Source organism: Tenacibaculum sp. E3R01, from assembly GCF_003318185.1.
GTDB classification, from domain to species: domain Bacteria; phylum Bacteroidota; class Bacteroidia; order Flavobacteriales; family Flavobacteriaceae; genus Polaribacter; species Polaribacter halocynthiae.
This window is the reverse complement of the sequence record NZ_QOCC01000009.1, coordinates 1-1555: the sequence shown is the minus strand read 5'-3', so window position 1 is coordinate 1555 and position 1555 is coordinate 1. Positions and strand designations below refer to the sequence as shown.

Below are 1555 nucleotides of genomic sequence, written 5' to 3'. Positions count from 1 at the left end.
AAATAGCATTAGTTTTCGAAGGAGAAAACTTAACGTATAGAGATTTAGATAAACGTTCAACTCAACTTGCAAGATATATCAATAAAAAAGTTGAAGAGCAATCATCATTGATTGGCCTTTGTATAGATAGGTCTATTGATATGATTGTAGGTATTCTAGGAATATTAAAATCAGGTAGAGGTTATGTTCCAATAGATGCTACGTATCCAATGAGTAGAATTAATCATATGATCGAAGATTCTGGTCTAGAATTAATAGTAACTCAAGCATCTTATTCAGAGTTGTTTACTAATGTTGAAAATATTTTATTAGATGAAGATAAAGATTTAATAGGAAATGAATCAACAAGAGAGCTTGTTTTGCCTTCTAATTCTAACAACCCAGCTTATGTTATTTATACTTCAGGAAGTACAGGGCAACCTAAAGGCGTTTTAGTAAATCATCAAAATGTTATTAAGTTAGTTAAGGAAACAGGTCCTATTTCAGTACAACCAACAGATAAAGTATTACAATGGTCAAATGTTGCTTTTGATGGTTCTGTGTTCGATATATTTTGTAGCTTGTTAAATGGAGCTACATTGTGTTTAATCAACAAAAGAACTTCTTCAGATGTAAAAGCTTTATCTAAAACTATAAAAGAAAATGAAATAAGTATAACTTTTCTTACTACTGCATTATTTAATGTATTTGTGGATACTGAAATTGAGGGGTTAGCACCTTTACGAAAGGTAGTTATAGGAGGAGAGAAAATTTCTATAAAGCATATTCAAAAGGCATATGATGTATTAGGACCAGGAAAAATGGTAAATGGTTATGGACCTACTGAAACAACCGTTTTTGCTATTAGTTATTCGTTTGACGAAAAGCCTGTTTATAATGTACCTATAGGGAAGCCATTAAATAATACTAAAGCATATGTTCTTGATGCTTCAGGTAATTTATGTGGTATTGGAATTACAGGAGAACTTCATATAGCAGGAGATGGAGTATCTATGGGATACCTTAATGATACAGAAAAAACAAATGCTAAGTTCGTAGATAGCCCATATGAAGTAGGGGCATATTTGTATAAAACAGGAGACTTAGTAAAATGGTTACCTGATGGAAATCTTGATTTTATAGGGAGAAAAGATAATCAGATAAAATTGAGGGGCTTTCGAATAGAATTATCAGAGATAGAGTTTCAATTAGATGCTATCGGTGAGATAAAGAATAGTGTTGTATTAATGAAAGAAATTGGAGGTAAAAAGTGTTTAGTAGCGTATTATAAGTCAAAAGAAACTATTGATACTTCAATGATGCGTGACTCTTTGTCTGAAAATCTTCCAGAATATATGTTACCTTCTTTTTATGTTCATTTAGAGGATTTTCCTCTTACATCTAATGGGAAAGTAAATCGAAAAGCACTTCCAGAGCCAACAGTAACTAGAGAAGAGGAATATATAGCACCAACTAATGAAATTGAGCATAGATTAGTTGCTATTTGGGCCGATGTATTAAATATAGATACCGAAGTAATAAGTATCAATAGTAATTTTTTTAATTGTGGAGGAGA

Annotated in this window: 1 protein-coding gene; it reads left to right on the top strand. The window is 31.4% G+C overall.

The genetic code is table 11. The features are described from left to right. Positions 1-1555: non-ribosomal peptide synthetase (locus DS884_RS01500; RefSeq protein WP_113785512.1), on the top strand; the 1555-nt coding region annotated here is incomplete at both ends.